23 protein-coding genes are annotated in these 22,091 nt (G+C 55.2%); 17 read left to right on the forward strand and 6 right to left on the reverse strand.

Annotation, left to right across the window (positions count from 1 at the left end):
* The first annotated feature begins 14 nt into the window (after window positions 1-14).
* Window positions 15-500 carry a ribonuclease E activity regulator RraA gene (rraA, locus tag ACUN9X_RS09595; protein ID WP_260035141.1) on the forward strand — a complete coding sequence of 162 codons (486 nt, stop codon included), beginning with the start codon at window positions 15-17 and terminating at the stop codon, window positions 498-500.
* Between the two features lie 75 nt (window positions 501-575).
* Here rraA and ACUN9X_RS09600 read toward each other — a convergent pair whose 3' ends face one another.
* The 3 genes from ACUN9X_RS09600 to ACUN9X_RS09610 form a co-directional block, all read right to left on the reverse strand.
* Window positions 576-878, reverse strand: coding sequence for a PilZ domain-containing protein (locus ACUN9X_RS09600; protein ID WP_260035142.1), 303 nt, complete (start codon window positions 876-878; stop codon window positions 576-578).
* Window positions 879-1,101: 223 nt separating this feature from the next.
* Window positions 1,102-1,785: a TIGR04211 family SH3 domain-containing protein gene (locus tag ACUN9X_RS09605; protein WP_260035143.1), complete on the reverse strand. Its 684-nt coding sequence runs from the start codon at window positions 1,783-1,785 to the stop codon at window positions 1,102-1,104.
* A gap of 215 nt (window positions 1,786-2,000) precedes the next feature.
* Window positions 2,001-2,300 (reverse strand): YciI family protein, encoded by a 300-nt coding sequence (locus ACUN9X_RS09610; protein WP_260035144.1) that lies wholly within the window; start codon window positions 2,298-2,300, stop codon window positions 2,001-2,003.
* 96 nt (window positions 2,301-2,396) lie between these two features.
* On the opposite strand from ACUN9X_RS09610, the gene ACUN9X_RS09615 reads away from it, so the two are divergent.
* A complete protein-coding gene (locus ACUN9X_RS09615) occupies window positions 2,397-3,341 on the forward strand; it encodes a PHP domain-containing protein (RefSeq protein WP_260035146.1) in 945 nt (314 codons plus the stop codon).
* Here ACUN9X_RS09615 and ACUN9X_RS09620 read toward each other — a convergent pair.
* Together ACUN9X_RS09620 and rne are read right to left on the reverse strand one after the other, a co-directional pair.
* Window positions 3,326-3,865, reverse strand: a complete 540-nt coding sequence (locus tag ACUN9X_RS09620) for a YecA/YgfB family protein (protein ID WP_260035148.1) — start codon at window positions 3,863-3,865, stop codon at window positions 3,326-3,328. The genes ACUN9X_RS09615 and ACUN9X_RS09620 overlap by 16 nt on opposite strands.
* Before the next feature lie 212 nt (window positions 3,866-4,077).
* Complete coding sequence (rne, locus tag ACUN9X_RS09625; RefSeq protein WP_260035149.1) at window positions 4,078-7,233, reverse strand: ribonuclease E; 3,156 nt, start codon at window positions 7,231-7,233, stop codon at window positions 4,078-4,080.
* 742 nt (window positions 7,234-7,975) lie between these two features.
* On the opposite strand from rne, the gene rluC reads away from it, so the two are divergent.
* From rluC to ACUN9X_RS09640, 3 genes are read left to right on the forward strand one after another with little or no spacing between them, the layout of a single operon-like run.
* Window positions 7,976-8,962, forward strand: coding sequence for a 23S rRNA pseudouridine(955/2504/2580) synthase RluC (rluC, locus tag ACUN9X_RS09630; protein WP_445473206.1), 987 nt, complete (start codon window positions 7,976-7,978; stop codon window positions 8,960-8,962).
* A gap of 30 nt (window positions 8,963-8,992) precedes the next feature.
* Window positions 8,993-9,643 carry an HAD family hydrolase gene (locus tag ACUN9X_RS09635; RefSeq protein ID WP_260035152.1) on the forward strand — a complete coding sequence of 217 codons (651 nt, stop codon included), beginning with the start codon at window positions 8,993-8,995 and terminating at the stop codon, window positions 9,641-9,643.
* Window positions 9,644-9,679: 36 nt separating this feature from the next.
* Window positions 9,680-10,693, forward strand: coding sequence for a S49 family peptidase (locus tag ACUN9X_RS09640; protein WP_445472920.1), 1,014 nt, complete (start codon window positions 9,680-9,682; stop codon window positions 10,691-10,693).
* Here the strand turns inward: ACUN9X_RS09640 and ACUN9X_RS09645 are convergent.
* Window positions 10,669-11,286 carry a Maf family protein gene (locus ACUN9X_RS09645; protein ID WP_445472921.1) on the reverse strand — a complete coding sequence of 206 codons (618 nt, stop codon included), beginning with the start codon at window positions 11,284-11,286 and terminating at the stop codon, window positions 10,669-10,671. The two genes, ACUN9X_RS09640 and ACUN9X_RS09645, sit on opposite strands and share 25 nt — an antisense overlap.
* Before the next feature lie 152 nt (window positions 11,287-11,438).
* On the opposite strand from ACUN9X_RS09645, the gene ACUN9X_RS09650 reads away from it, so the two are divergent.
* The 12 genes from ACUN9X_RS09650 (at window position 11,439) to ACUN9X_RS09705 (ending at window position 22,030) form a co-directional block, all read left to right on the forward strand.
* Window positions 11,439-11,984 carry a YceD family protein gene (locus tag ACUN9X_RS09650; RefSeq protein ID WP_445472922.1) on the forward strand — a complete coding sequence of 182 codons (546 nt, stop codon included), beginning with the start codon at window positions 11,439-11,441 and terminating at the stop codon, window positions 11,982-11,984.
* Between the two features lie 81 nt (window positions 11,985-12,065).
* Window positions 12,066-12,245, forward strand: coding sequence for a 50S ribosomal protein L32 (gene rpmF / locus ACUN9X_RS09655; RefSeq protein WP_260035158.1), 180 nt, complete (start codon window positions 12,066-12,068; stop codon window positions 12,243-12,245).
* A 56-nt stretch (window positions 12,246-12,301) separates the two neighbouring features.
* Entirely contained in the window at window positions 12,302-13,306 is a 1,005-nt protein-coding gene (gene plsX, locus ACUN9X_RS09660) for a phosphate acyltransferase PlsX (RefSeq protein ID WP_260035159.1), read from the forward strand.
* Window positions 13,307-13,384: 78 nt separating this feature from the next.
* A complete protein-coding gene (fabD, locus tag ACUN9X_RS09665; RefSeq protein WP_445472923.1) occupies window positions 13,385-14,320 on the forward strand; it encodes an ACP S-malonyltransferase in 936 nt (311 codons plus the stop codon).
* 21 nt (window positions 14,321-14,341) lie between these two features.
* Window positions 14,342-15,091, forward strand: a complete 750-nt coding sequence (gene fabG / locus ACUN9X_RS09670; RefSeq protein WP_445472924.1) for a 3-oxoacyl-ACP reductase FabG — start codon at window positions 14,342-14,344, stop codon at window positions 15,089-15,091.
* Window positions 15,092-15,213: 122 nt separating this feature from the next.
* The gene (acpP, locus tag ACUN9X_RS09675) at window positions 15,214-15,447 is read left to right on the forward strand and encodes an acyl carrier protein (protein WP_260035161.1); all 234 of its coding nucleotides are present in this window, start codon (window positions 15,214-15,216) and stop codon (window positions 15,445-15,447) included.
* A gap of 370 nt (window positions 15,448-15,817) precedes the next feature.
* The gene (fabF, locus tag ACUN9X_RS09680) at window positions 15,818-17,065 is read left to right on the forward strand and encodes a beta-ketoacyl-ACP synthase II (RefSeq protein ID WP_445472925.1); all 1,248 of its coding nucleotides are present in this window, start codon (window positions 15,818-15,820) and stop codon (window positions 17,063-17,065) included.
* A gap of 8 nt (window positions 17,066-17,073) precedes the next feature.
* Window positions 17,074-17,904: an aminodeoxychorismate lyase gene (pabC, locus tag ACUN9X_RS09685; protein WP_260035164.1), complete on the forward strand. Its 831-nt coding sequence runs from the start codon at window positions 17,074-17,076 to the stop codon at window positions 17,902-17,904.
* Between the two features lie 2 nt (window positions 17,905-17,906).
* Window positions 17,907-18,944, forward strand: coding sequence for an endolytic transglycosylase MltG (mltG, locus tag ACUN9X_RS09690; protein WP_260035165.1), 1,038 nt, complete (start codon window positions 17,907-17,909; stop codon window positions 18,942-18,944).
* A 16-nt stretch (window positions 18,945-18,960) separates the two neighbouring features.
* Window positions 18,961-19,599 (forward strand): dTMP kinase, encoded by a 639-nt coding sequence (tmk, locus tag ACUN9X_RS09695; protein ID WP_260035166.1) that lies wholly within the window; start codon window positions 18,961-18,963, stop codon window positions 19,597-19,599.
* 181 nt (window positions 19,600-19,780) lie between these two features.
* A complete protein-coding gene (locus ACUN9X_RS09700) occupies window positions 19,781-21,109 on the forward strand; it encodes a phospholipase effector Tle1 domain-containing protein (RefSeq protein WP_260035167.1) in 1,329 nt (442 codons plus the stop codon).
* A 132-nt stretch (window positions 21,110-21,241) separates the two neighbouring features.
* Window positions 21,242-22,030: a helix-turn-helix transcriptional regulator gene (locus ACUN9X_RS09705; protein WP_260035168.1), complete on the forward strand. Its 789-nt coding sequence runs from the start codon at window positions 21,242-21,244 to the stop codon at window positions 22,028-22,030.
* Window positions 22,031-22,091 lie beyond the last annotated feature (61 nt).

Here is a 22,091-nt window from a genome sequence, read left to right on the forward strand (position 1 = left end):
GAAAGGAGCGTTCCATGACTATTGTGACCCCTGATCTTTGTGATGATTACCCGGAAGTCCTCGTGGTTGATCCTGGCTTCAACAACTATGGCGGCATCAAGGCCTTTGGTGGCGAGATCGTGACGGTAAAGTGCTTTGAAGACAATTCGGTTGTCAAAGAGCAGGTTGGTTTGCCAGGCGAAGGCCGCGTGATGGTTGTCGATGGCGGTGGCTCGAAAAGAGCGGCGCTGCTGGGTGACATGCTTGCGGAGAAGGCGGCCAGCAATGGCTGGGCCGGCATCATTATTTACGGCTGCATTCGTGATGTTGATGTCATTGGCGAAACGTCACTGGGTGTGCAGGCGCTTGCTACCAATCCGCGCAAGACAGATAAGCGTGGTATCGGCGATCTGAATGTCGAGGTTACCTTTCACGGTGTGACGTTCAAGCCCGGTCACTACGTTTACGCTGACAACAACGGTATTATCGTGTCAGAGAAGGCGCTCGAACTGCCTGCCTAAACGGGTTGTCGGCCGTTTTTGCTTCAAACCGGGCGGCCACTATGTCGCCCGGTTTGCTATCTCAAAAGAGCGTCTTCAGCGCTTCACTTCTTTTATTGCGACCCCGAGTAAAAAACCATCACCATGCTGATGGCATCGGAGCACTTCAACCGTCGCTTCGAATGGCGGAAACTGATCATTGTTTGATGGTAACAGTGTCTGGAGCTCCGAGCCTTCAGGGAAATCTGTGTCCACCTGAATCTGCATCCCGGTACCACTCAGGTCCTTGCAAATACCGTGATGTTCCTTGCCCAGACTATCGGTAATGATGACCTCTGAATTGACCTGCATACGGTGGAAATCCCGCTTTTCAGAATAGTCTCTCATTGTCATGGCCATGCGCGTACCTCTTTGCCTGTTGTTTTACCTGTTATAAAGAGATGAGAGGGCACAGTCAAAGATTGATCGTTTATAAAAAACTCAAAAATCCAACTATTTTGTGGTTTTTGGTTCTATGAGACACAAGATATGGGGTGTGCGGCGCGGTAAACACAGTTCTGTCAATAGGAGGAGAGGGTGTGATGGGCCCGGGCAGATTGACGGGGCTGCCCGGGCTTAATGTCTATGCCCAGTTATCCGCTTTGCGGGAAGGTTTAAGCCATGGGAGTACGACCGCAATGAACACCCCAAGTGCCACAAGCGCGGCGCCAAGCAGCATAAAATCGGATTCCTTGTTGGCTTCCAGTCGCTCATTTTCGGCAGTGAGCACCTCGACTTCCTTTTTCAGCTCCTGGTTGCTCTGCTGAAGCTCACGGTTGCGTCTATCGAGGTTGAGGGCGTTGTCGGAAACCGCTTTGATACGCTCCAGCTCCTGGCTCAGCTTCCCTGATCGGGTCTCGAGGTCGGACTCTGATGAGGCCAGCTGATCGCGTTCGTTGCGAACGTTTTCGAGCTCTTCCTGAGTTTCTTTCAGTTGGTTCTGAGCGTCTTCCATTTTCCGGGTTGCGGCAGCTAGACGGTCTTTTGCGACAGGCTGCGGGGTCAGGAATCGGGTGGGAAGCCAACCCTCCTGGCCCTCTGATGTTCGTACCCGGCTGTAGCCTGAGTCGCTTGTTTCGATTAGTTCAATTCGAGTGCCCGACGGCAGACCCTTGTTAACTATGCGGTACTGCAGGCCTTCGCCGCTGCGTAGCGGTGCAAGTAGCATGTCATCGATATACATCGTCTGGGCGAATGCTGGTACCGCAAGTACAGTCAGGAGGGCCGCGCATAACAGTCTGAGTGGGGAGGTTTTCGTATGGATCACAACGTCTGTTTCCTGCAATTTACTGAATAAGCCCAGGAAAAATGGTGGCAGTGCCATCCCTGACTATTCTGCTTATTAAAATAGGTAGCGATGCTGAGCAGTAACGCTACCCTGATTGGGATCATTATAAACCCGGGATTTTGGCACAGTCGACGAAGCGATCAAGCGACCAGGTATTACGATCCGTCAATGATTGCGGCGGAAGCCGCCCCGTTTCAGGGTAGAACCGGCTTGAATGGCTTGACTACAACGCTGTCGTAGACGCCCGCATCGACATACGGATCGGCCTCAGCCCAGAGGTTGGCGGCTTCAAGTGAATCGAATTCGGCGATGACAACACTGCCGGTAAAGCCCGCTTCACCCGGATCCGGGGTATCCGCGGCAGGGCAAGGGCCGGCAAGCAGGAGGCGGCCTTCGGACTTGAGTTGCTCCAATCGGCCGATGTGTGCCGGACGAGCCTGTTTGCGAAGCGGCAGACTGTTGGGTACATCCTGACTGATAATGGCGTAGTACATCTAACCCTCCTGGTGTCATGGTCATCTCATTGCGTAACTGGTCTGTGTTGGCCGGCACGCGTATGCTGTGCAGTACATTATAGGTTTGTAGCGTTCATGACCACATCCACAATTGCTGATTCCATCTCTACCAGCCCTGCGGCCGCATCTGCAGAACCTGACCATGATGCGCGTTCGCTCCCATCGGGCGGCTTGCAGAATGTCGATCTCCACTGTCACAGCCTGGCGTCAGATGGTGCACTGAGCCCTTCTGCGCTGGTGGAGCGCGCAGTGGAAAAAGGGGTGACGCACCTGGCGTTGACCGATCATGACACAACGGCCGGTTTGGATGAGGCCCGTGCAGCAGCCGCCAGGCTGGGGCTGGTCTTGATTAACGGCATCGAGTTGTCCTGCATCTGGCGTTCGCAAACCATTCATGTGGTGGGGCTGGACTTTGATGACGACCAGCCGGCATGGCGATCCGCACTGGCCCGCCAGGAAGATAACCGTTGGCAGCGCGCCCGACTGATTGATCATAAACTAAGCCATTTGCGAGTGGAGGCGTTACTGGACAAGGCCATTGCCAAAGCCGATGGCGATGTCCCCGGGCGCCCGCACTTTGCTTCTGTGCTGGTCGAGGAAGGGGTTGTTGGCAATTCCGCGCAGGCATTCAAACGTCATCTGGGGGCAGGTAAACCCGGCGATGTGAAAGCGTGCTGGCCCGAACTGGCTGAGGTTGTGCAGTGGATATGTGATGCAGGAGGTGTGGCTGTTGTGGCTCATCCCCGTAAGTACAAAATGACGGCAACCAAGCTGAGATCCCTGATGAAAGATTTTCAGTCAGCAGGTGGGCAGGGGATGGAGGTACTGACGTCAGGCCAATCCAGCGGTGATCTGGGTTTTCTTACTGAATTGTGTCGGCGTGAAGGGTATCTTGCGTCCAGAGGAAGCGACTTTCACTTCCCCGGTGCGCCTTGGTGCGAGCTGGGACGATTGCCTGCCTTGCCAGACGGGCTTGAGCCTGTATGGCAAGGGTTTAGCGCGTTTCAGCCGGGAACGTGAAACAGCAGATAGAGATCTGTCAGCGAGTCGGGGATGGCGTCAGCCATTTGCTGGCTCAGAGTTTCGCTGTTCCGTACCTTCTCAAAATCTTCGTCTTCGAACAGGCCTGACAGCGCCAACATGGGGACGAGCAGATCTGCTGCTTCTTTTTCATCTGATTCCAGCCAGGCGTCCTCATTCTGAAGGAAGGTGTCGACAAAGCCTGCGCACCAGTTTTCCAGCGCATTCATCGGGTCGCCGTCTTCCGGTTCGGGCAGTTCGATAGCCTCCCCCATATTCAATAGCTGTGTCATGTCGTCAGCCAGTTTGCTCACGGCATTGTCGAAGGCATCCGGCACGCCGCCCTCAGGCAGTTCGTCGAGACCGGTTGAGATCAGGAAAATCGCCTTGGCGTCAAGCAATGTCGGGCCGACAACGCTGGCGCTCACGACACCGTGCAGACCAAAAAAGTCGAGCGCGTCTTCGCCCCATGGTTCTGCAAACAAAATATCTTCGACTGCTTCGATCTCTTGAGGGGACAGCATGTTGGGACTCCTGAGATGCATCGCTGGTGAGTATAGCGTTTAAAAGGGCGAGAGGTGTGACCGCCGCTTAATATTCCGTCGGTTAGTCCGGAACATCAAAAAAGGCGGGCAGGGCATAACACCCTGATCCCGCCTGTCCATACTGAATAACTCTATCCGTTTCGCTGCTGAACAGGCTGCTTTAAGCAGCGCTGTCAGGGCGTAGTGACCGATCAGTCTTTGGCTGGATCGGAGGCGGCAGAGTTTTCATTGGTTGGCGCTGACTTTTCAGCTGCGTTCGCTTCAGCAGGCTTTTCAGCCTTGGCTGGAGCTTCTGCCTTCGCCGAATTTTCCGCCGCTTTGGCCTTCTGTGCGGCCTCACGCTGGCGTTTGCGCACTTCCCGAGGGTCATTGTAAGCCCGGCCCGATTCCGCGAGGGCTGGCTCGCCAGCAGGCTTTTCGGGTTTCGCTGGCGTTTCGGCTACAGGCTCCGGCTTTTTCGCCGGTGCGGGTGCAGGTGCTTCCGTTTTTGGTTGCTCAGCCGGCTTCGCCGCGGGCGTTGCGTTTTCAGTAGAAGGAGCTGGCGCCGCCTTTGGTGCATCAGCAGTTGCTTCCTGTTCCTGTTTCTCAGGCTTGGCCGGAGCGGCTGGCTTAGTGGCTTCCGAGGCCTTTTCAGCAGGCTTCTCTGGAGCGGGTTTGGCGACCGCTTCTTTCGGCGCCGCTTCGCTAGCTTGCGCAGGCGCTGCTGCTTTTTCAGGCTTGGTTGGTGTGTCCGCCGCAGGTGTGTTTTCCGGCGTTGGTGTTACTTTCTCGGCCGGCTTCTCCGCGGTTTTCTCTGCAACTTTCTCAACTGGCTTCTCGGCGATCTTCGGAGTCTCCGCTTTGTCTGCCTTCGGCGCTGTTTCCGCTGTTGCGGTTTCGGGCTTGCTGGCAGTTCTTTCCGGCGCTTGATATTCCGGAGGGGGAGTGGTCACGGTACGACCGTCCGTTGTCCGGTACTCCTTAACAGGTGCCTGTTCTGCCGGTTTGGCTTCGGCAGTTTGCGGTTGAGCCGTTTTTGACTGCTCAGCAGGTTTTGCATCGGCTACTTTCGAAGAGGCCGCAGGTGCCTTTTCAGCCGATTTGCTGGCTGCTGCATCTGTTTGGGGCCCGGCAGTGTTTTGCTTGCGCTCTTCGCTACGGCGGTTCGCCGGATCTACAGGAGAGCCATCGCGGTTGCGCTGGCGGCGCGGACGACGGCGCTTCTCTTCGCCTCCCTGGTTGGGGCTGCTCTGAGTGTTCTGATCCTGCTGCGGTGCTGCAGTGTTGTTATCCTGATCGCGATTACCGCGCTTGTCGTCGTTACGGGACTCTTTGCGGTTGTTGTTGCGGTCACCACCGGATTTCGCAGACGATCTCTGGTTAGGCCGCTCATTGCGGTCACCGCGGTTCTGTTGCTCGTTCGGCTTGCGATTCCGGTTGTTGCGACGGTTGCCGCCTTCACTGTCGTTCTGACGACGGTTGTTGTCAGAACGCTTGTTGCCATCACGGCTGTTTTCGCTGCGGTTGTCATCCCTTGCGACACGGGTCTTACGGCGATCCTGGCGGCCACCGCTATTATCGCGACGCTGGTTTTGATTGCGGGCATTACCGGTGCTTGTGGTCTTGCGCTCTTCTGATGACTCTTCACCGAAAAAGGCAGAAAGCTTGCGCCCCAGACGCTTGAACAGGCCTTCTTCCTGGTCGGCGGCTGCTGGTGCGGTTGCTGCTTTTGCAGGAGCGTTGGCAGCCGGTGCGGGCGCTGTGCGGCGAATCCCTTTAACCGCAGCTTCTTCGCGCTGAGGCTGCTCACGTGCAACCTGGGTTTCCGGTGTGTCGTCTTCTTTGAATTCATCGGCGATTTCATAGCTTGACGCACGCTCTACCGAGCCGACTTCATCATCGCGCACACGCAGAATTTCAAAATGAGGCGTATCCATGTGCGGGTTGGGTACAACCAATACGGTGACTTCCTGGCGTGCCTCAATATCAGCCAGCTGCTTGCGCTTTTCATTTAGCAGGAAGGTAGCGACTGATACCGGAACAATCGCGCGGACTTCGCCTGTCTTGTCCTTGGACGACTCTTCGTAGATCAGTCGCATGATGCTCAGTGCGAGTGATTCGATACCGCGGATCGAGCCCTGGCCGTCACAACGTGGGCAGACTTCACTGCGGGTTTCGCCGAGTGATGGGCGCAGGCGCTGACGGGACATTTCGAGCAGGCCAAAGCGCGAGATTTTGCCAACCTGTACGCGTGCACGATCGATTTCCAGTGCTTCGCGGACTTTCTGCTCTACTTCGCGTTGGTGCTTGGCGGGTGTCATGTCGATGAAGTCGATGACAATCAGGCCGCCGATATCACGCAGGCGCAGCTGGCGTGCGATCTCTTCTGCCGCCTCTAAGTTGGTCTGTAGCGCCGTCTCTTCGATGTCGTGACCCTTGGTCGCGCGCGAAGAGTTGATGTCAATTGAGACCAGCGCTTCGGTGGGATCGATAACGATTGAACCGCCAGACGGGAGTTTGACCTCGCGCTGGAATGCCGTTTCGATCTGGCCTTCTATCTGATAGCGGCTGAACAGAGGGATATCATCTTTGTAGAGCTTGATCTTGTTCTCAAATGACGGCATGACGGCCTGAACAAAGTTCAGGACATCTTCATGCACGACTGAGGAGTCGATCAGTACTTCGCCGATGTCCTGGCGAAGGTAGTCGCGTACGGCACGGATGATGACATTGCTTTCCTGGTGGATCAGGAAGGGCGCTTTGCGTCCGCCGGCAGCTTCAGTGATGGCTTGCCAGATCTGGGTCAGGTAATTGAGATCCCACTGGAGTTCCTGGGAGCTGCGGCCAATGCCGGCTGTGCGCACGATCACGCCCATGTCACGGGGGACATCAACACCGTTCATGGCTTCTTTCAGTTGGGCGCGTTCTTCGCCTTCAATGCGGCGTGAGATGCCGCCAGCGCGGGCATTGTTGGGCATCAGGACCAGGTAACGGCCCGCTAGGGAGATAAAGGTAGTGAGAGCTGCGCCTTTGTTGCCGCGCTCTTCCTTGTCGACCTGGATAATGACTTCCTGACCTTCGTTCAGGACGTCTTTGATATTGATTTTGCCTTCAATTTCCTTCGGAGACTTGTTGAAGTATTCCTTGGAAATTTCTTTCAGTGGGAGGAAGCCGTGGCGGTCGGCGCCGAAATCGACAAAAGCGGCTTCAAGGCTGGGCTCAATGCGGGTGATCTTGCCCTTGTAAATGTTTGATTTTTTCTGCTCTCGGTTGCTGGCTTCAATGTCCAGGTCAAACAGACGCTGTCCGTCTACGAGGGCTACGCGCAACTCTTCCGGATGGGTTGCATTGATGAGCATTCTTTTCATGAAGAACGAGTTTCCTGTCGGTTAACGACGGAAACCGGCCTGAATGGCGTTCATCGGCGAGGCAGGATACAGCGGGCTGCAAAATAACAAGCAGCCAGACACAATCAGGCGGTAACGGTCATCCGTTCCGCGCGGTTCAAAAGGCTAGCGGCCAGTTCTTCCAGCAAAAGCAGGAATATACCGTAACGATTCAGTGTCAGTTGGCGCATGTTATCCAGTTCAAGTTCACTCCGGTGTCTAGGTCTCACGTCATATTCGTAAGCTGGACGGCCCGACCCGGCGTGATTGCAATGATTCTTCGCGATGTCACCCGCCGGCTTTCCGTGCGGATTGATCAAATATCCATCCCGAACTCTGGATCTTAAAACGGATCGACGGTTGCCGGGATGGAGCCTTTTACATAGCAAAACGGTCGTCGAGATAACCAACCGTTGGCTTTCAAAGTCTCGAATAGTGTCGGTATACTTCGGGCTCATCTGACTCAGGCGGCTCGCTCAGGATTGTCGAGAGAGCGCTGAGATTTTGAGCATAAAAGCAGGCCGGAACATAACAGTAATACCCAGAGCCGTCAATCCTGCAAAGTCACCACCCAGGACGCCGCCAACCCATGGCCAAACCACCCCGGAAAAAAGACTCTCGAAAAGCAAGCATGAAAAAGTCCCCTGCTGCGAACCGGGGGAAGCGTAAATCGGCACCGTCATCAATACCGCAATCTGCCTCGGTGGGTACGCCTGCCAGCAGTATGTCGCCGCAACAGGGCGCCGGCGAGGCAGTCAAAAGCGAGGTGCGCTGGGTTGATATTGATGAGGACGGTGCCGGCCAGCGGCTGGATAATTTTCTGCTGACCAAGCTCAAGGGTGTGCCCAAAAGTGTGGTTTACCGGATCGTTCGCAAAGGGGAGGTCCGTATAAACAAGAAGCGGGCGAAGCCCGATACGCGTCTGGAGGCGGGGGATCAGGTGCGCATTCCGCCTGTTGTTCAGAAAGAGAAGCCTGTCGGCCCGATGCCGGGATCCCGCGTGCAGAAGGTGATGGAGGCTGCGGTCATTTACGAGGACGAGCAAATGCTCGTGGTGAACAAGCCCCAGGGGATCGCGGTGCATGGGGGGAGCGGATTGAGTTTTGGTCTGATCGAGGCGTTGCGGGCTTCGAGGCCGGATGCACGCTTCCTTGAGCTGGTTCACCGCCTCGATCGCGATACCTCGGGGCTGATCATGGTGGCGAAGAAGCGAGCAGCGCTGCGCCACTTGCAGGAAGAGATTCGCCAGCGAAGAGTGGTGAAGCACTATCATGCGCTCGTTGCGGGTCACTGGCCGGCCAGTTGCACAGAAGTGAATGTGCCGCTGGAGCGTTACGAATTAAAGTCGGGTGAGCGGATGGTAAAAGTCTCCGAGGTCGGCAAGAGCGCGCTAACGCGGTACCAGTTGCTCGAATTGTTTGATGGCTACAGCCTCGTCCAGGCATACCCTGTTACCGGTCGCACGCATCAAATTCGGGTGCACAGTGCCTACGGCGGTCATCCGATCGCGGGTGATGACAAGTATATGGATGATGTCAGTTTGCGCGCGTTCAGGACCCAGGGTGGCCAGCGGCTGATGTTGCATGCATTCGCATTGAGTCTGGTATTACCTGATGGCCGGCAGGAGCGTTTTGAGGCACCCTACGATGCTGTTTTTGACACAACGGTGCGTCGGCTGCGGGAGCGTCGAACCGGTAAAGCGTCCAGTTAAAGTCATTTATTACACGGAGTCAGTCGTACCATGAACCCGAAGGTTGTTATTTTTGATTGGGATGGAACGCTGGTGGATTCGGTTGAGCACATCGCCGATAGCCTGCAGCAGGCCGCAACAGAGCTCGGCTATCCTGCGCGGGAGCGCGAGGCCTATCGGGATATCATCGGCCTGGGAATGGTCGAGGCGCTGGAAAAGCTGTATCCGGGATTGAGTCGTGACGAGATGAAATCGATCCGGGAAGGTTATGGCCATTATTTTTTCAGCAAAAAGACGACGCCGCAGAATGTATTCGCCGGCATGAAAGATGTGCTCGTGGATCTTGGTGGTCGTTCATCGGGGTTGGCGGTTGCGACAGGAAAGAGCCGTCGGGGATTATCGTTGGCACTCGAGAGTAGCGGGCTTGGCGCTCATTTCGCGATCACGCGCTGTGCTGATGAAACACGATCAAAGCCTGACCCTACGATGCTCAAGGAAATTGTGCAGCATTTTGGAATTGCGCCCGAAGAGGCGGTGATGATTGGTGACACGGTTTACGACCTCGACATGGCGCAGCGTATGGGGATGCCGGCGATCGGTGTTGAATGGGGGGTGCACAAGCGGGATCGTTTATCCGCGTTTGCGCCGTTTGCAGTCGTGGATTCGGTGCCTGCTTTGCGGGATGCACTGAAGCTTGTCTGAGTAATTGCAGTTAACGTAGTTAAAAGGGATGGATAAATGTCGGATTGGGATCGTGATAAAAACCCTGGCTGGGGCGATCAGAGTGTACCTTCATCTTCAGTGGCTCAGCAGTCTGAGAGCGGTCGCGACTGGAGGTTGATCGAGAAGCTGGTGCTGTCATCGCAGGCAGAGCAACGAAAAAGTCGTCGTTGGGGCATTTTTTTCAAATCCCTGACTTTTATCTATTTGTTTGTGATTCTTTTTCTTCTGTATGCCCCCGTGCAGTCCGGGTTCGAAAAAGTAGGTGGTGAACATACCGCGTTGATCCAGATCAACGGCCCGATTGCCGCCGATGAGGAGGCAAATGCCGACAGTGTGGTGACGGCGCTTCGCGAAGCCTTTGATGAGCCGGAAGCCAAGGCGGTTGTACTGCGCATCAATAGTCCGGGGGGAAGTCCGGTCCAGTCCGGTTATATCAATGATGAGATTGAGCGCTTGCGAGCCGAACACCCGGACAAAAAGGTCTATGCGGTGATCTCCGATATTGGTGCTTCGGGTGCGTATTACATCGCTGCAGCAGCAGATGAGATTTATGCCGACAAGGCGAGTCTTGTCGGTTCTATTGGTGTTGTCGCCGGTGGCTTCGGTTTTACCGGTTTGATGGATAAGCTGGGTGTGGAGCGGCGGCTATACACTTCTGGCGAAAACAAGGCGTTTCTTGACCCCTTTACTCCGGAGAACGACAAGGAAGTTGCATTCTGGCAAGACGTATTGGATACCACGCACCAGCAGTTTATCGAGCAGGTAAAAGAAGGGCGTGGTGATCGGCTGAAAGATGATAGCAGGCTCTTCAGTGGGTTGGTCTGGACAGGCGAGCAGGCGCTGGATCTGGGGTTGATCGACGGCCTGGGTAGTTCAAGCTATGTTGCCCGGGAAGTGGTTGGCGCCGAAGAGTTGGTTGATTACAGTCGTCGACCATCCCAGCTCAAGCAGCTTATTGATCAGCTGGGTGTGTCGCTGGGAAGCGGTGTGGCCAGTGAGCTGCTTCAGTCGCGGGTGGAGTTGCGATAGGCCATCGCCAGTGGATCGACATCAAGCGCATGTAGCAGGTCGATCAGCGCGATCAGGGGGAGGCCGATCAGGCTATTCGGATCTCTCCCTTCAAAGCGGCTGAACAGGTTGATGCCAAGCCCCTCCATTTTAAAGCTGCCAGCGCAGTCATAGGGTTCTTCGGTGAGCAGGTAGTGCTCGATATCAGTTGCCGAGAGTGGTCGGAAGTGGACCTTGAAAGTTTCGCATGTCCGTTGCACTTTGCCGCTTTCCGCATCCAGCACAGCCAGGCCGGTGAGAAACGTGACGGCTTGGCCGCTACTGGCCTGAAGTTGTTGGAAGGCGGCGTCATAGTGCCCGGGCTTGGTCAGGATTTGCCCGTTCGGTAGCAGTGCGACCTGATCCGATCCGATAATCAGATGGCGCGGGTATTCGTTGGCGAGGGCTCGGGCTTTTTGTTCGGCTAGCCGCAGTGTTAGCGTTTCGGCGGATTCCGAGGGCAGGGCGGTCTCGTCGATATCCGGGCTTGCGCAGGTGAACGGTAGTCTCAGCCGCTCCAGTAGTGCTTTCCGGTAAGGGGAGGATGAGGCAAGCAGAAGAGGCCGGGTATTCACGAAAAGCTCCGAATGCGCTGTGGCTTTGGCGCTTGAGCATAGCGGAAAATGTCTGGGTTCTGAACCAAATCGCTTGGTTCTCTCGGTAGTTCCCACGATCAGGTACATAACTCTTTGACAGCGGGCGGGCAGAGCCCTAAAATTGCGCGCCTATGTCAAATACCGAACTGCCCAGATTAGTGGATCCCAGCAAGCTGGCGGAACAGAGCGTCAGTCTTGAAGGTGTAGTCCCTTTGCGTTCACTGACCCGATTTGCTGAAGTTTTGCATGATCCGGAAGGTGAAGTCAGTGTGGTATTGCAGTTCGGGCGCGACCCGGAAAAGCGGCGAATTATCGAAGGTCGCCTGAATACGTCAGTGGTACTGGAGTGTCAGCGTTGTATGTCTGCGCTTCGGACAACTCTGTCGTCCGATTTCGTGTTGGGTCTTGTGATCAGCGATGACCAGGCGCGTCAGCTGCCGCGAGAGTATGAGCCTTTCCTGATGAAGGATTTTGAGGCTGATCTCTGGCAGATGGTTGAAGACGAGCTACTGCTTGCTGTTCCGCCTTTTCCGTTGCATGAGCGGGAGGAGTGCCCGGCGTCCGAAGCGCTTGAGGAATTTGAGCGTACGGATGAAGTAGTCGGATCCGAGGAACCGGAAAAACGAGAGAATCCGTTCAGCGTGCTGGCGGAGCTCAAGAAAAAAGACCAGCACTGATTCAGGTGCGTCTCAGAATTGACCCACAGCCTTTAAACGGTGGCTTTGGGACTTTGTCATTTTTAGCTCAGGAGTAACACCATGGCTGTACAAAAGAATCGTAAGACCCGCTCCAAGCGCGGTATGCGTCGTTCACACGATGCGCTGTCTGCAGCAACCCTGTCTGTTGATTCAACAACAGGTGAAGTGCATCGTCGTCACCACGTTTCTCCAGACGGTTTTTACCGTGGAAAGCAAGTGGTTGAAGCGCGCGACGAGTAATCGTTATGGAATGGCGCGGTATTCCGGGTTGTTCCTGTGCGTGTGAAGGGTAACCGGTGAAATCTTTCACCATTGCCATTGACGCGATGAGCGGTGACCGCGGTCCCGCCGTTGCTGTCGCTGCGGCGCTGGACGCTGTGCGCGAAAATGAGGCCTTGAGCATCATTCTGGTAGGTCAACAGAGTGAGCTCGAGGCTTTTTTGGTTGAGCCGCAGCATCCCCGCATTCGCATTGTCGAGGCGGTTGAAGTTGTCCGGATGAACGAGCGCCCATCGCACGCCTTACGACATAAGCAGCATTCGTCAATGGCGGTGGCGCTTCGTCTTGTGCGAGATGGCGAGGCCCAAGGGTGCGTCAGTGCCGGCAATACCGGTGCGTTAATGGCGTTTGGTCGTTCGCTGCTGCGAATGTATCCCGGTATCGAGCGTCCAGCGATCGTCAAGCAAATTCCTTCCTTGCGCGGACGCTGCCACGTGCTGGATCTTGGCGCCAATGTCGATGCCGGAGCCGAAAACCTCTATCAGTTTGCGTTGATGGGGTCGTTGATGGCGGCGGCGATCAACAACCTGCAGGAGCCTCGGGTCGCTCTTCTCAACGTGGGTGAAGAAGAGATCAAGGGTAACGAGCAGGTCAGGCTCGCTTCCCATATGCTGGCCCAGTGTGAATCGCTCAACTACATCGGCTACGTGGAAGGTAGTGACTTGTTCAGGGATGTTGCGGATGTGGTGGTGTGCGACGGGTTTGTCGGCAACATTGCACTGAAAACAGGCGAGGGCGTCGCCACCATGTTAATGGAGCTGCTGGACCAGGCCTTCAGCAAAACCTTGTATGGCCGTTTTGTTGGCTGGCTGGCCCGTCCTACAATAGCGCGCCTGCTCAGAACGATCGATCCTTCCCGTCACAATGGTGCCAGCCTTCTCGGGCTTCAGGGCGTTGTGATTAAAAGTCACGGCAACGCGAATGAAAGGGCGATGTTGGCCGCAATCCGCCAAGCCCATCGAGAGATCCAGCTCGAAGTGCCGCGACGAATCAATGAGCAACTGGACGAATTGATGATCTAACCCCTCGTGTTTTGGGAGGCAAAGGCTTGTACCATTGGCTAATCTTCTCAGATACCAAACAGGAGTAGACTGATCATCATGAAATCAGCATTTCTTTTCCCAGGGCAGGGTTCCCAATCTATCGGCATGCTTGCCGAAGCCGAAGAAACTTGGCCTATCGTTGCAAAAACATTCTCCGAAGCGTCCCAGGTGCTGGGCTTTGATTTGTGGGCCATCTGTCAGAAAGGGCCTGAGGAAGAGCTGAATGCTACCGCTATTACGCAACCGTTGCTGTTGACCGCAAGTGTCGCGCTCTGGCGTCAGTGGTTTGTCGCTGACGGCCCCCGGCCGGACTTTGTGGCAGGTCATAGCCTTGGCGAGTATAGCGCGCTGGTTGCGGCGGAGAGCCTGAACTTTTTTGACGCGGTTAAGCTGGTTCGCTTGCGTGGCGAGCTAATGCAAAGTGCCGTTCCGGCAGGGCAGGGCAAAATGGCTGCCATTCTGGGGCTGGACGACAACGCTGTGATCGAAGCGTGTAGCGAGGCTGCCAATGGAGACGTCGTGGCTGCCGTGAACTTCAATGCTCCGGGGCAGGTGGTCATTGCGGGCGACAGCGCTGCGGTCGATCGCGCAATTGATATCTGCAAGGCGAAAGGTGCCAAGCGCGCGATGGCTTTGCCTGTCAGCGTGCCGTCGCATTGTGATCTGATGAAGCCCGCCGCCGATGAATTGGCGCAAGCGCTGGATGACGTTCAGTTCAATGATGCGGTCATACCCGTGGTGCAGAATGTAGACGCGGCGCCTGAGCAGGATCGCGACGCTCTGAAGGCGAACCTGGTGCGCCAGCTATACTCACCCGTACAGTGGACAGACTCTGTGCGCTACCTGAGCGAAGAAGGTGTCGGCACAGCAGTGGAGTGTGGCGCGGGCAAGGTGCTGGCCGGACTGGTGAAACGTATTGAGCGGGACATGTCGGTCTTCAGTATTGAGAACAAGGCGGCATTGCAAAAGGCGCTGGACGGCTTTGCCGGGTAACGCGAAATTAAAGGATTTGATATGTCATCTTTGGAAGGCAAAGTAGCGCTGGTAACCGGCGCTTCTCGTGGTATCGGCCGTGAAATTGCCCGGGCTCTGGCCGCCAAGGGCGCTGTTGTTATCGGCACAGCCACAACCGAGCAGGGCGCGGAGTCGATTTCAGAAGATTTCCGGTCAATCGATGCTCAGGGTTGTTACGGTCTTGTCATGAATGTGGCGGATGCGGATAGCGTCGATTCAGGGCTGAAAGCCATTGCAGAAAAATCTGGCGCTCCTTTGATTTTGGTCAACAACGCCGGCATTACCCGTGATAACCTGTTGATGAGAATGAAAGAAGGCGACTGGGATGACGTCATCGCGACCAATCTCAGCGCGATCTTCCGCACCAGCAAAGCCGTATTGCGTGGAATGGCAAAGGCGCGTTGGGGCCGTATTATAAACATCAGCTCAGTGGTTGCAGGCATGGGTAATCCCGGTCAGGTCAACTACTGTGCCGCCAAGGCTGGCGTTGAAGGTATGAGTCGCAGCCTGGCAAAAGAAATGGCAAATCGGGGCATTACCGTAAATTGTGTTGCACCGGGTTTTATCGATACCGATATGACGAAGAAACTGGACGCGGCACAACGGGACGCTATGATGGGAGTCATTCCTGCGGGGCGTCTTGGTGAGCCTGAAGAGGTTGCTGCGGTTGTCGCTTTTCTGGCATCAACAGAAGCGGCCTACATTACCGGAGAATCCATCAACGTGAACGGTGGTATGTTCATGGGATAAGCGGGTTTGTCGTAAGCCATTGAACGACAAGCCTTTAGCTTCAAACCCTGCTTGTTTGCGGGTGGGGATTAAACTAAACTGCACGCAAATCAGTGCTTGGTTGGTAATTAAGTGAGGAAAATATGAGTACAGTCGAAGAGCGCGTTAAGAAGATTGTTTGTGAACAACTGGGCGTTAAGGATTCTGAAGTTCAGAACACGTCTTCTTTCGTAGAGGATCTGGGCGCGGATTCACTGGACACCGTTGAGCTGGTCATGGCCCTCGAAGAAGAGTTCGAGACCGAGATTCCTGATGAAGAAGCGGAAAAGCTCGCGAGTGTACAGGATGCGATCGATTACATCGTCGCACATACCTGATACTCAGTAAGTATTGAAAGCCAAGCAGAGGCCGTCCTTATTTTGAAGTAAAGGACGGCTTTTTTATTTGGCTTTCAGGCCGACAGTCTGCCGCTTGTCCGGGCCAATGTGCGACGGGCAGGTCTTTTCCTGTCGGCTGATAAAGATTTCCGCAGATTTGATCAGCGGCAGATTTCGTAAACGATAGTTTCATGGCATTTTGCTATTGTCATGGAACCGTCATGGGCGTTTGAGATAAACGCTCCCGCGTTTACCTGGTTTTCCGGGTGGGTTTTGATCAGCCCGCTGAAAGGGGTGTTGGTTGCTGCAACATATAGTGCAGGATAATTCAGCAACGCCGATATCTGATGATGCAATAGGTGGATGAATAATGTCTGGACGACGTGTGGTAGTCACTGGTCTTGGGATGCTGTCTCCATTGGGCAACGATGTTGCCTCGTCCTGGGAGGGCATACTGGCTGGCCGAAGCGGCATTGGACCGATCGAACGGTTTGACGCTGAGGGTTTCAACACCCGTATCGGTGGCGCCATCAAAGGCCTTGACCTCGAGCGCTATCTCAGCGCCAAAGATGCCCGGAAAATGGACGCGTTTCTCCACTACGGTGTCGCTGCTGCGAGCCAGGCTGTGGAAAGTGCAGGGCTGGATGCCGAAGGCGCCTGTGACCCCGAACGTATTGGTGTTGCGATCGGTTCGGGTATTGGCGGTCTCGAGTTTATCGAGCGTAACGTCAAAGCGTTGGAAGCAGGCGGTCCGCGCAAGGTTTCGCCATTTTTTGTTCCAGCCTCAGTGATCAATATGATTGGCGGTAATGTCGCAATCAAATACGGCTTCCAGGGGCCTAATATCGCGATTACGACTGCCTGCACCACTGGCACGCACAACATCGGTTATGCTGCACGCACAATTAAATACGGCGATGCCGATGTGATGCTTGCCGGCGGTTCAGAAATGGCGACCACGCCAACTGGAATCGCGGCGTTCGGCGCCGCCAGAGCCTTGTCGACCCGCAACGACGAACCCGAGAAGGCCAGCCGTCCCTGGGACACAGACCGGAACGGATTTGTACTGAGCGATGGCGCCGGTGTAGTGGTGCTTGAAGAGCTTGAGCATGCCCGTCGCCGTGGCGCGACCATTTATGGTGAAGTCGTCGGTTTTGGTATGAGCGATGATGCCCACCACATCACATCGCCGCCAGAAAATGGTGAAGGTGCCCAACGGTCGATGCGCAATGCGCTCAAAGACGCCGGGCTTGATGTTACAGGCGTTGATTATATCAATGCTCACGGTACCTCCACGCTGGTAGGGGATGTAGCAGAAGTTGCAGCGGTAAAGGCCGTGTTTGGGGACCACGCCAACAAACTGGCAATTTCCAGTACCAAATCGATGACCGGTCACCTGCTGGGTGCCGCCGGTGCCGTCGAAGCCATTTTTTCGCTGCTGGCTATTCGCGACAATATGCTGCCGCCGACCATCAATCTTGATAATCCTGATGAAGGGTGTGATCTGGACTTTGTGGCGCATAAAGCCCGCAAATCCAACGTCAACGTTACCCTGTCGAATTCCTTCGGTTTTGGCGGCACTAACGGGACTTTGATCTTCAAGCGTTTCGAGGATTAGTGCGGCACGTGCTTGAAACGGTATGGGCTGACGAGCAGGGCGTACCCGCGAGTGATCGCGGGCTGGCCTATGGCGATGGCCTCTTTGAAACCTTGCGCATCGCGCACGGAAAACCCTCCCTTTTGGACTATCACCTGCGACGGATGCTCGATGGGGCAAACCGCCTCGCTATTCCGCTCACGCGTGATCAGCTGACAGGTGCAGTCGATTCTGCCTTGGTGCATTTTCAGTCTGAGTTCCCGCAGGATAGCGAGGGATGGATCCTGAAAATGATGCTGACCCGTGGCTCAGGAGGCCGTGGGTATCTGCCGCCTGAAAATCCTACGTCCCGCCTTATTATCAGTGCGCATCCGTTACCGGCGCCGCCTGATCGCAGTGGCGTCGAGGTAGGCATTGCCAGATCGGCGCTGGTAGTGGATCCGGCTATTGCAGGCGTGAAATCCTTAAATCGTCTCGCTCAGGTACAGGCCAGTCGCGAGATACAGCCTGGATGGTTCGACGTGCTGATGTGTGACAGCGCAGGCTGCCTTATCGAGGGTACGCGTACCAATCTTTTTTGCTTGCTGGGTAATACCTGGGTGACACCTCCAGTATCATCGCTGGCGGTTGCGGGGGTGGCGCGAGCGGCTTTGATTGACCACCTGAATACGCAAAACGCACCTGTGGAGGAGTACCCTCTTTCAATGGCGATGCTTTATCGCCGTGATTTCGGAGGGTTGATACTCACGAACAGCGTGATGGGCGCGTTACCAGTGAAACGGATTGATCGCTTTCAGTTGCCTATCTCTGACCGCCTTGCCACAATCGTTTCCTTTCTTTCTGACGCTGTTGGGTCCTGACTTTGCTCAAACGAATTATATTAGTTGCGCTGCTTGGTGCTGTTCTGGTCGCCAGCGGAACAGGTCTTTGGATCTGGCAGGGGTTGAAGGGGCTGGAAACGCCGGCATCTCTCGAACAGCCTGTTCTGTTTAAAGTTGAGCAGGGCAGTTCGTTCACTTCTGTGGCTCAGGCTCTGGAACAGCGAGGCCTGGTCAGTAGTGCTTTCTGGCTCAAGGTCTGGGGTCGAATCAATCCTGATGAAACGCTGATCAAGGCTGGTGAGTACGAGTTTGGTCCCGGCGCAGATGCGCACGACATGATTGGCAAGATGGTGCGCGGGGATACCAAAACCTGGACCGTTCGGTTTATTGAAGGCTGGCGTTTTAGTGAGTTGCGCAAGGCGCTCACCGAACATCCGAAGTTAGACCAGACGATTGCCGATCTGACAGACGAGCAGATCATGGCAAAACTTGGAAAGCCCGAAGAGTTCCCTGAAGGCCGTTTTTTCCCGGATACCTATGTCTTTTCAAGCAGCGATAGCGATCTCGACATCCTGCAACGCGCTTATGATCGCATGGCGTCGCTATTAGCGGAGGAATGGGCCGGTCGGGCAGACGGCCTGCCGTATGAAACGGCCTATGACGCGTTGACCATGGCGTCCATTGTAGAGAAAGAAACCGGTGTGCCGGAAGAGCGTGGCCAGATTGCCGGTGTATTTGTCCGGCGCCTGCAGAAAGGTATGCGGCTTCAGACAGACCCCACTGTCATCTATGGTCTGGGAGAGAGCTACGAGGGCAACATCACTCGCAAGCACCTGCGCACGGCGACTCCGTACAACACCTATCGCATATCCGGTTTACCGCCGACCCCCATCGCCTTGCCGGGCAGAGAAGCGATACATGCAGCACTGCATCCTGCGCCAGGAGATACACTGTACTTTGTTGCGCGTGGCGATGGCTCTCATACTTTTTCCAGAACGTTTAAAGAACATCAGCGTGCGGTGCGTGAATTTCAGCTTCGTCGTCGTTCGGATTACCGTTCATCGCCAGCAACGCAATAGAGAGACAGGCCACACCATGAAATCAGGTTTCTTTATTACCTTCGAAGGCACCGAGGGCGTTGGAAAATCCACCCAGCTTGAGTACGCAGCCAGTTGGCTGAAAGCCCGTGATATCGATTTTATTGTCACGCGGGAGCCGGGTGGAACGCCCTTGGCGGAGTCCATTCGCGAGTTGCTGTTGCAACCCAGGGAAGAGAAGGTGGCGGATATGACTGAGTTGCTGTTGATGTTCGCGGCACGCTCTCAACATCTTGAAACCCTAATCAAACCGCATCTCGAAGCCGGAAAATGGGTGCTGTGCGATCGTTTTACCGATGCAACTTATGCCTACCAGGGGGGCGGGCGTGGTGTGTCCCAGGCCAATATCAGTCTGCTTGAAAATCTGGTGCAGGGGGTATTGAGGCCCGATCATGTGGTACTGCTGGACGCGCCCGTCGAAGTTGGCATGTCGCGGGCACGAAAGCGAGGTGAGTTGGATCGCTTCGAGCGAGAGACAGTGGCATTTTTCGATCGCATTCGCCAAACCTATCTTGAGCGGGCAGCCCAATGGCCTGAACGCTATCACGTGATTGACGCCACTCAAGCACTGGATGCTGTCAGTCATTCTCTCGGGCAAGCGCTGGATGGCATTCTGGCTCGCTCCGTTTCAGCGTGAGACTGTGCTAACTCTATTGAGCGTTGTCTGCTAGTCTACAAGTGTTGGTCAAAAAACGTCCTATTCTATATGTGCCTCGAGTATCCGATGGAGGTGCGAGCCGGAGCCCGGTTTTCCCGGTGGACCCTGCATGCAGTCGGTCACCTGTTGTCAGGTGTAAGCCGAGCGTGGAGGTGAATCGATGTCCAAGGCAATTGTTATTTGCTGCGACGGCACCTGGAATCAGCCAGAAACTGAATCAAAATCTACGGTCCCGTCCAATATCCTCAAGTGTGTGCGTGCACTAAAGGCCCATTCAGGCCGCCGCGATCAAGTGGTTTTTTACGATGAAGGCATCGGTAACCGTGGTGGGGTCGACCGATGGCTCGGTGGACTGCTGGGCGTTGGGCTGTCCGCAAACCTGATTCAGGCTTACCGTTTTATCGCCCATAACTGGGCGCCTGGTGATGATATTTACCTGCTGGGTTTCAGTCGTGGTGCATACACAGTGCGCAGCCTGGCGGGCTTTATTCATATGGTCGGGCTTATTGGCAAGGCCGAGATGAAGCACCTGCCGGACGCTTACCGCTGGTATCGAGCCTCACCCGGGGAGGACCGGGATAATGTGCCGAATGCTGCGTTGGTCGAGGAACTGCGTCAGTCCAGTCGCCGTATTCCAATACGGTTTCTCGGTGTTTTCGATACGGTGGGTGCATTGGGGCTGCCGGTTCCGGGGCTGCGGCGCCTGTCCCGGCCTTGGATAGGGTTTCACGACACGCAGCTTTCTGACTCGGTGTCCTATGCCGTTCAGGCACTGGCGATTGACGAATTGCGAGGGCCGTTCAAGCCAGATCTTTGGACACACTCTCCGGATGCAACCAGGGTGGCGCGGGATTCCACTTCCCGGCGGACGTTACAGGTTTGGTTGCCTGGCGTGCATGGGGATATTGGCGGTGGTTACCCGGATGCGGCACTGGCCGATATTGCGCTTCAGTTCATGATTGGCCAGGCCAATCAACAGGGGCTGGAGTGGCAAATCGGCAGTGTGTTCAGCTCGGATCCCAACGAGCGGTTCAAGGGGACGTTGCACGATAGCTATCGCTTGCCCTATCGCCTGATGCGCCCACATCAACGTGTTATTGGTGAGGTGCAAAGAGAAGCGAAGTCAATGGAGCCGGCCGTTACCGAAAAAATTCACATTGCTGCGCTGGATCGCCTTGAAGCCGGCGGCAATTTTCACAATGGCGCCAATCTTCGCCAGGCCCTGAGTCAGGGTTGTCAGGTGTTTCACGAGCGTCGCCATTTAAGGCTCACGTTGCCGGAGTCACTTTCGGTTGCCGATATGCCGGATGTCGGAGAGGTATGTACGTTGCTCGATATGTCGGAATCCGGAGCACGACTTTACTATAGCGGCAACGGCTCGGTTAGCACCGGTGGCGATGTCAGGTTGCGACACCCGCGCATTGGCGATCGTACTGCGAAAGTAAAATGGTGCACCGGTAGTGAAGTCGGAGTTGAATTTGCGGCCTGACGGAGACGGTTTCGATGGCGTCATCATGCCGATAGTGCGCATAAGAGGTTGTGAGGCTTTGGTCGGGATGAATCTGGGTGCTCAGTATGGTTTAATGAACATTCAGTCATTAAAGTTGGCCAAAAGCCCTCTATGCTGAATGCCAAAGTAGTCAAATTGCCGGAAAACGCGCACCAGCACGAACACGAGCATCATCAGGTTGTGATCGGTTTGCAGGGTCACTCTGGCCTTGCGGGTGATGGCTGGGGTGTCGATCTGGGTACCCGGCGTGCCTGTCTGGTGCCGACCGCAACCCGGCACGACTTCTTTGGCAACGATGCCAACCATGTCCTGGTGATTGATCTGGATGCCCGGGCTCCGGCATTATCCAACCCGCTTCACAGTGAATATGATCGGCTGGCACCATTATTTGACCGGCCACTTCATCTGGACATGGATGAAAGGCTGCAGTGCCTGATTCATTTGTGTGCCTCAGAGCTGAATCAGGCTCCTGACAACCTTTCTCTCCATAATCATTTTGCCGCCGGCATCATGCATTGTCTGTCCTCACGTCTGGTCGGCGACCAGGCATCGCGGAAAAAACGCCATTGTTTTAATGTTGAAACCATTCGACATTACGTCCGCAAAAACCTCCACAGAAAGATCACCATACGCGAGCTGGCGGCAGAATCCTGTCTCAGTGTCAGTCGCTTCCACGAAATATTCCGGGAAATGACCGGTATCAGCCCTCACCAATACATTATCCAGGCTCGACTCGAGCGGGCCACCGATCTGATGGTGCAGTCTCGCAGTTCACTCGCCGATATCAGTTTCCGAACCGGTTTTTCCAGCCAGGGTGCGCTCACCAATGCGATGAAAAAGCACCGCGGTGTAACGCCATCTGCATTGCGCAAGCGTGACAGTCAGTCTGTTATGGTGTGAAAAAAGACATTTTTGTAAAACAATCGTAGATTTTTGCAAGCCTGTCGTCGGTTGCGCCACT

It is taken from the genome of Marinobacter sp. V032, assembly GCF_052645435.1.